This is a genomic window from Alistipes sp. CHKCI003 (genome assembly GCF_900021155.1).
In the GTDB taxonomy this organism is placed as follows: Bacteria; Bacteroidota; Bacteroidia; order Bacteroidales; family Rikenellaceae; genus Alistipes; species Alistipes excrementavium.
The window spans coordinates 1-7414 of the sequence record NZ_FCNT01000080.1; the positions used below are offsets into that span (position 1 = coordinate 1).

Genomic DNA, 7414 nt, shown 5'->3' on the forward strand with positions numbered 1-7414 from the left:
CCCGCGGAAGGTGCAACGGCCGGGACAGTGCCGCCGTTTGTTCGCAGAGACCAGAATACGCTATCCACGGCGAGGGCGGACAACACCTCTTCCCGAAACGAATCCCGCCCCTTCCGAAACCCTCCCCGCAGAGGCGGAATGCCGGCGGCAGGGGTGGCGTACCGGGGGGCCGCTTGCGCGGGGCTTCTGCCCGAATCAGGAGATTTTGCAGAGCAGACGTTCTTCGATGCCGTGAAATAGTACCTCCATGGCCCTCTCGTAGGCCGTTGTCGGAGGCACGGAGTCGTTCTCCAGCTCGTGCATCGCCTGAATCAGGCGGTATTGGATGTCCTGCACGGAGAGTTCTGTGCCGCTCTCTTCGCAATAGTCGTGGAGCAGCTCGGTAACTTCGATCAAATCCGACAGTCGGTCGGCGTCGGCGGATATGTTGACGATTCCCTTCAGGAGTGCGGGTTCGCATTCCGCTCTTTCGCGGGCTCTGAACAACTCGACCAGTTCGGCATTGAGCAAATTGACGGTTTCCGTACGACAGGCGATTTTAGTTGCGTCCATATTATTCCTTTGGGTTGTGTGTTGATGTGTTCAGTGTTCAAACGTTTTGCAGTACGCACAAGGTGCGTTCCAGAGAGTAGGCCGGGAGGTGCCCGGCTTTGAGCAGAGCCAGATAAATCGCAGCGGCCTGCGAGGCTCTCTCGTCGGCTTTTTCGTGCGAGACGGCTATGTCTGTCGTCAGTTCGTAGAACTTGCCGACGAAATAGTTGCGGTAAAAATCGAAATTCTGTTCCATACCACTGCTTTTTTAGTTCGGCCGTTGTTCCCGCCGCAGCGAAGGGCTTCGGGACCGGCGGATTCGGTGTGTGCGCATCAAAAAAATTCCCGGACGGAAAAGAACCGTCGGGAATTGCGAGGGTTTTTCCGTATCATCGAATCCAACGATTAGAAAGAACCTCAGGCAGTACGTACCGGTTGGTACCGATATGCAAATGTATAAAATAAAACGGAGGATGCAACGATGGCTCATAGCGTCCGTTCTGTGGCGGGAAACGGCCGGGTGTGTGGTAAAGTATATTGTGTATGAGATAGATATGATGCGGTCCGAATGCAATATGATACGATGCCCAACCGCAGATTGCATCGAAAGCCGCCCTAAAGACACGTTGCGTTTCAGTGAAACGTCATTTATCCGTCCGTATGTTGCATCGCTTTTTCGGACCGTGGCGGGAGGCGCATGCGCTAAAGCGTACAAATCAGCAAGATGCGAGGAGACGGGGCGCACGGATCGCGTGAACGGACACGGAATGAAGCATTGCGGCGCATGGCATCCGGTCGGCGAGCCGCTGCGGTCGGAGCCCCCGTGCCGAATCCGGGCGATGCCTCCCGGCGGCGGATCCGTGTTCCTGCCGCCCGAATCGCATCCCGTATGCGGCGCCGAATGACGGCCGGACGGCTCGGAAAGGAAGGGTATGATATGACCGTGCGGCTCGTGTGCGGAACGCTCCCCGAAACTTGGCCGCGAACGGCTCCGCAGCCCTTTCCAATGCCGTATCGGCCGCCGGATTCCGGGTTCCGAAGTCGAACGGACGTTTATCATAGGCTGCGTTCGGAGGCATCTGCCCCCTCCCTCTTGCCGCCGTACCGGACACCCGCGGTCCCGGCGGACGGCAGCGGCTCTGCACGGACGAAGAAGCGGCCGACCGCCTGCTCCGCAGGATTCGTGCGGACGGGATGGCCGCCGTCCCCCTTGCGCAGCTATTCCAGGGGTTCGGGACGGGAATCCGCCGTCCTGCTCTTCGGGATCGTCAAATCTTCCGGTCGGATCTTGGGGACGTAATGCACTCCGTCCCGACGGTAATAAACGGTGCTTTCGCCCGCTTCGATCGGCACCGTTTCGATCTTTTCGATCCCTTTGCCGATCGCCAGCACCAAGATCGGTTCGAGCTCCAGACCGAGCGCTTCGGCGATGCGTTTTTTGTCGAACGCACCGATGCAGATGCCGTTCAGGCCGATTTCGGCGGCCTTGAGCAGCATGCTTTGCGCCGAGATGCCCGTATCCATATCCACATAGCGGTTTTCGCCGATCGTCGAGCAGACGACGATAAAGGCATTCGGCGCGCTGTCCGGCGCAGGCAGGTGCAGCTGCGGCAGAGCCGCACCGAGACGGATGTGGGGCAGCACCTTGTGCGCTTCGTCCGCCAGTACCGGCCGGAAACGCAAGACCTGTTGGTTGCGGGCCGACGGGATCTTCGCATTCACGCTGATGATCGTGCGCAACTGGTCTTCGCGCACGGCGAAGCCCGTGTCGTAGCCCCTGTGGCTGCGATTTTTCTGCAACAGGCTGTCCAGTGCCGCCGAAGGTTTGCGGCGGTGCGGCGGGGCCGCGGCCGAACGGGCCCTGTACTCTTCCATCTTTCGTCCCAAATAGTCGTCTGCCATCTGTTTTTCGTGTTGTCGACAATCCGTGAGCGCTGGATTCCGCGTCCGTATCCGGCGGGCCGATATGCCGCGCCGGAAGGGATCCGTTGCGGCTCCCGCCGCTTCTTGCGGCGCTGCGCGTCCGCTTACAAAGTTAGACGAAAGAATCGGGAAATCAAATGCGCCATGCGCTATTTCTGCTCTTTTCGTGTGCCGAACCGACGCAGGGTGGAGTACCGCAGCCTGCGGGAACGGTTTTTGTCCGGTGGAGACGACGGCTTTTTTCAGTCGCCGTCTATCGTCAACACGACCGGTCATATGGATAAAAACGTAATAGCCCTCACTCTGTTGGAGTGGATAAAAAGATTCCTTTCGTGGATCGGCATACCCCGCGACATGCTCGACGAGCTGGATGAAATCCTGTTTCTGATCCTTATCGTCGCCATCGCTTTCATCCTCGCCGCGATCGTCCATTCCATCACGGTGCACGTGATTAGACGGATCCTGAAGCACAAGGAGGTCCCGGTGCTCCGTTCGCTCGTGCAATACCGCGTCGTCCGCAATCTGACGGCTCTGATACCGCCGCTTATCATCTCGGCGCTTCTGCCGTTCGCCTTCGATCATAAGTCCGGATGGTATGTCATCGGTGAAAAATCGACATGGATCTATTTTTTCGTTGTGCTGATCTTCTCGCTCAATGCCATTCTGAATACGGTCGGCGACGCGCTCCGCAGCAAAGAGGAGCTGCAAAACCGCCCGATGAAGGGGTTTATCCAGATTTTTCAGGTGATTTTCACCTTCGTCATCATCGTGGTCATCGTTTCGATTCTGGTCGGGAAATCTCCGTTCAACCTGATTACGGGGCTGGGTGCGTTCGCGGCCATCCTGCTGCTCGTGTTCCGGGATGCCATCCTCGGACTCGTCGCCGGCGTGCTGATCTCGCAGAACGATCTGGTGCGGCTCGGCGACTGGATAGAGATGACGGACAACAATGTGAACGGCATCGTAACGGACATTACGCTGACGATCGTCAAAGTCCAGAATTTCGACAACACGATCGTCTCCGTACCCTCCTACGCGCTGGTCTCCGGATCGGTTATCAACTGGCGCGGGATGAGCGATTCGGGCGGTCGCCGCATCATGCGGGAGTTCGCGCTGAAGCTCGACTGCATCGAACCCTGCACGCCCGAATTTCTGGAGAAGATGAAGACTTTCGATCCCGATCTGTCGAAGTTCATCACCGAGAAACAGAAGCAGGCGGCCGAAGGGCATGTCGCCAACACGGAAAATCCCGCCGGTCTCGTGGACGGAACGATCGACACGAACGCCGGCCTTTTCAGAGCCTACATGGCGATGTATCTGAACCGGCACCCTTTCGTCAACACCGACCTGCTGTCGATGGTGCGCACGCTGGCGCCGACGGAGAACGGTCTGCCGATGCAGGTCTACTGTTTCTCGTCCAACAAGGACTGGCCGCGTTACGAGTCGATCCAATCCGAGATCATGGAGCATTTCGCGTCCGTCTTGCCGGTGTTCGGGCTCTACCCCTACCAGCGGCCCGATGCACGCGACGTCGTCGTCAGCGGATTGCTCGAATCCGGGAAAATCGACTGGACGGCGGTCGAGGGCCTTCCGTGGCACTTCGTGCAGCCGTCCGAAAAAGACGGTAAGGCTTAGACGGCGGTCCGGCGCCCCCCCCCCGCGGGGCGCCTCGGTTCCGAGGGGGGGGGCTCCGCAGCGTTCGCCTGCCTGCGGATCGTGCCGGAGCTCCGATAACTTGTCGCGGCCCTCTGCGATCCGTTGCGACAGCGTTCTGCCGTGCTTTCTGCCGGGATCGCTCCCGATCGGCATCCGTCGCCGAAGGGGGGGGGAAGACGACGAGATCGTTGCGGCCTCCGCAATCCCTGTGAAAATGCGGTTCGGAACGGGTGAGCCCCTTTCCGGTAGATTCCGGACGCGGGACGTTCGTATATTTCCGTGCGGAGCTCGTGTGAAAGGCGCCCGAAGCAAAAACTCCCTGCACGTGCCGCCTCGGTGCGGAAAGCCGCATGCGGCGGGGCGTTCTGCCGGGGCTGCGGTCCGGCCGTCCGTTTCGGGATGATGCCTTTCCGGGCGGACGCCGTCTGCCGCCGGCCGGCACCTGTCCGGATTGTGCGGCGCTGCCCCCCCCCTGAGGGAACCGCACGCTACGGCATTTCGCCGGCCTGCGCCGCTGCGCCCTCCGGCTGTGCATCCTCTTCGGTGTCGCCGAGGCTGAACTCCTTGTCGGCGAAGAGTTCCGCGAGACCCGTGATCTGCTTGAGCCGCAGCAGTTCGTCGCGGTCCATGCCGATGTGCCGCATGATCCATTGGTCGGACATATGGGCCCGTGTCAGTTCGGCGACGATCTCGCTCATCAGTTCGACGTTGTGCGTGCCGCGCGCCCGGTTGTGGCGGATGGTCGAGGCCATGCGGTTCGAGAGGTCCTTCTCGATCACGGCCACGGGCAGCAGCCCCCGCTCCCGTTCGTAGATGCGTTTCGAGGTCTTGAGTACCATGTACCGGTGATAGCCGTCCACGAGTTCGTAGAGATCCTTTTCGGCGTCGTAATAGCAGACGCAGGGCATCGTGTAGCCGTCCTCCCAGATCGACAGCTCCAGCAGTTTCATTTCGGGCGGCGCGACCACGTTGGGATTGTAGCTGTTCGCCACGACCTTCTCCACCGGCACGGCCCGTACGTTATAGACAGGGCTCCGGTAGGCTCCTTTTTTCGGAGGGTTGCAGTAACGACTCATATTTTTCCATGATTTTTTTCCGGCGCAGCGTCTCGCTCTTGTTCGGCGAGAATCCCATGTACTTGCAGGCGTGGTCGTTTTTCAGAATGCAGATGCAGATCCGCTTGAACGTCGGCAGCCTGCTGAACTCGGGCAGATCTATGTCGTCGAGATACTCCATGCGCACGGGGCGCTTGTCCGTCCGATAAGCGCTTTTGTCGCCCACCTCGATGCGGATGCCCGCCTTTTGCAGTTTGGCGATGGTCTCGTCGGGCAGACACCCGCCCTTCTCGCGCCAGAAACGGATGCTGACCGAGAGTTTTTCGAGGTAGTTGCGCCGTGTCCGCTCCGGAAGCGTCGAGAGCAGGAACCGCATGTAGCGCTCCCACGTCATCCCTTCGGGCAGTCTGACCGACTGCCAGCCCGTAGCCGCCGTCCGGCCGTACAGGGCGGCGAAGTTCGCGCCGTTGACCCGTCCGATCATGCGGCCCCACGTGTCGGGGTCGATGGCTTTGTAGAGGTGCAGGCTGGCGATGGCCTGCGAGATGAACGGACTGGCGACGCGCTGGCTGTCCAGCGGCACGCCGGACATGTAGAAAAGGTCGTACAGACGGTTGTAGGGCCAGCCGAACCGTCCGTTGGCCGTCCAGATGTCGGTCGTCAGCCAGTCGTATAGGGGATAGGCGTTGCAGATGTCGCCGCTGGCCCATTGGCGTATCCATCGTTTGCCCGCGAAGCGGTGGTAGTTGCGATCGCTGTAAATCGTGCGCCAGCGATTGACGCTTTCCTGCGTGCGGATGCCGATCAGACAGCAGGTGCGCGCCGCACCGCTGCGGGCATGGAGCCACTCGGCGAAGCAGTTCTGGAATTCGTAGTCCCACATGTCGTCCTTGAAAAACGGGAAGTCGCGGCGCGTGAAGCATCCCGCGGGCATCTTCCGCACCCACAGCTCCCGCTTGGCCTCCTCCCACGGCCGCCAGTATTGCTGGAACATCGAGGTGCAGGTCCGCACCTTGAAGGGCACGCAGACGCGGTAGACGTCGAGAATATCGGCATTCGCGGCCAGCGTCCGGTCGACGTATTCGATCGTGTCGCGGTACTGGATTTCGTAGTCCATGTGGAATACCGCGAGGCGGCGTTTCAGACCGTGCCGCCGGATATAGTCCATGCAGAGGTTGAGCAGCACGCCGCTGTCCTTGCCTCCCGAGAAGGAGATGCTGATGTTGTCGAAGTGATCGAAGATCGTTTTTAGCCGCTGTTGCGTCCGCTCGTAGACATTCATGGTTGTTGCCGGTTTTTGCCGTACTGCATGGCGACATACTGCTTCCACTCGCGTATGGCGGTGAATCCTTCGGCACGGAACACCTCCTTGTGGCGGATCAGCGTAACGGATCGGATCGTATAGTCCCGTCCGTAATACTGGACTACTTCGCGCAGAAACCGTGCGAGCAGCTTCGGATCGTCGCCCGAGACGTAGTAGTTGTTGATTCTGGCGATCCCGTTGTCGGCGAACTCCACCGGTACGAATCCGTAGACCGTCTCGCCCTCCCACGCGACGAACCACGTATGCGAGCGCGAAGTCCAGAACGGGTAGTCGTTGTTCTGGCGCAGGACACTGCGCCGCATGACCAACGGTGCGACGAGCGCATAAAGTCGGGGCGAAGTCCCCTCCAGCTTCTCGATTGTCATAACAAAACCTCAGTCGTTTGGACCATAAATTACATGAAGGTGTCCGAATGTGCTATATGCTTGAACATCTGCTACAAATATACGAAATATAGTCCGTTTTTTCAAAATATACGGTTTTGCGGATGTCCGTTTTGCGGAAAATCATACGGTGTGCGGACGCCCGCCGGCACAGCGGGCGGATCGCGGGACGACGGTCGTCGTCCGTGCGGAAAATGGAGGGTCCGCTGCCGTCCTCCTGCCTGCGTATCCGTCGTTTCGGGCATTAAGCCGGAATCGCCGCGTGTCGCCCGGCCCGGAGGCTTTGCCGGCCGGCGTCCGCCCGCACCACACGGCTCCGGGGGCGGCGCACGGGAAGAAACCGCGTGTAAACAGCCCGGGACAGGATAGGATAGGATAGGGCAGGACCGATAGGATACGAACGGTTCGGAAGAGCCGGACCCGACAGGTTCGGTCGGATTGGAATAAGGTCGGGGTAGGAGGGTTGGGTGAAGACCAATCGGAATCGTGCAGACCGGATGGGATAGGGGCGGGGCAGGTCCGAATGAAGCAGGGTAGAAGGG

General features: G+C 59.9%; 7 protein-coding genes. 1 reads left to right on the forward strand and 6 read right to left on the reverse strand.

All coding sequences use genetic code 11. The features are described from left to right. Positions 1-195: 195 nt before the first annotated feature. From BN3659_RS10405 to BN3659_RS10415, 3 genes are all read right to left on the reverse strand, one after another. Positions 196-552, reverse strand: a complete 357-nt coding sequence (locus BN3659_RS10405) for a hypothetical protein (RefSeq protein ID WP_141682561.1) — start codon at positions 550-552, stop codon at positions 196-198. Positions 553-589: 37 nt separating this feature from the next. Beyond that, positions 590-787, reverse strand: a complete 198-nt coding sequence (locus tag BN3659_RS10410; protein WP_091536788.1) for a hypothetical protein — start codon at positions 785-787, stop codon at positions 590-592. Between the two features lie 962 nt (positions 788-1749). Beyond that, positions 1750-2433 (reverse strand): nitroreductase family protein, encoded by a 684-nt coding sequence (locus BN3659_RS10415; protein WP_091536790.1) that lies wholly within the window; start codon positions 2431-2433, stop codon positions 1750-1752. A gap of 297 nt (positions 2434-2730) precedes the next feature. On the opposite strand from BN3659_RS10415, the gene BN3659_RS10420 reads away from it, so the two are divergent. After that, on the forward strand, positions 2731-4089 hold the full coding sequence (locus BN3659_RS10420) for a mechanosensitive ion channel family protein (RefSeq protein WP_091536791.1): 1359 nt from the start codon (positions 2731-2733) through the stop codon (positions 4087-4089). Between the two features lie 509 nt (positions 4090-4598). Here the strand turns inward: BN3659_RS10420 and BN3659_RS10425 are convergent. The 3 genes from BN3659_RS10425 to BN3659_RS10435 are packed head-to-tail and all read right to left on the reverse strand — an operon-like array spanning position 4599 to position 6854. Next, entirely contained in the window at positions 4599-5186 is a 588-nt protein-coding gene (locus tag BN3659_RS10425; protein WP_091536793.1) for an IbrB-like domain-containing protein, read from the reverse strand. Next, positions 5131-6447, reverse strand: a complete 1317-nt coding sequence (locus tag BN3659_RS10430; RefSeq protein ID WP_091536795.1) for a DUF3440 domain-containing protein — start codon at positions 6445-6447, stop codon at positions 5131-5133. The genes BN3659_RS10425 and BN3659_RS10430 overlap by 56 nt, the downstream gene beginning before the upstream one ends. Then, positions 6444-6854, reverse strand: coding sequence for a hypothetical protein (locus BN3659_RS10435; RefSeq protein WP_091536797.1), 411 nt, complete (start codon positions 6852-6854; stop codon positions 6444-6446). The genes BN3659_RS10430 and BN3659_RS10435 overlap by 4 nt, the downstream gene beginning before the upstream one ends. Positions 6855-7414 lie beyond the last annotated feature (560 nt).

Bases quoted from the DNA above. Each gene is read 5' to 3' on its own strand.
- BN3659_RS10405 (WP_141682561.1), bottom strand. From the start codon at position 552: ATGGACGCAACTAAAATCGCCTGTCGTACGGAAACCGTCAATTTGCTC.
- BN3659_RS10410 (WP_091536788.1), bottom strand. From the start codon at position 787: ATGGAACAGAATTTCGATTTTTACCGCAACTATTTCGTCGGCAAGTTC.
- BN3659_RS10415 (WP_091536790.1), bottom strand. From the start codon at position 2,433: ATGGCAGACGACTATTTGGGACGAAAGATGGAAGAGTACAGGGCCCGT.
- BN3659_RS10420 (WP_091536791.1), top strand. From the start codon at position 2,731: ATGGATAAAAACGTAATAGCCCTCACTCTGTTGGAGTGGATAAAAAGA.
- BN3659_RS10425 (WP_091536793.1), bottom strand. From the start codon at position 5,186: ATGAGTCGTTACTGCAACCCTCCGAAAAAAGGAGCCTACCGGAGCCCT.
- BN3659_RS10430 (WP_091536795.1), bottom strand. From the start codon at position 6,447: ATGAATGTCTACGAGCGGACGCAACAGCGGCTAAAAACGATCTTCGAT.
- BN3659_RS10435 (WP_091536797.1), bottom strand. From the start codon at position 6,854: ATGACAATCGAGAAGCTGGAGGGGACTTCGCCCCGACTTTATGCGCTC.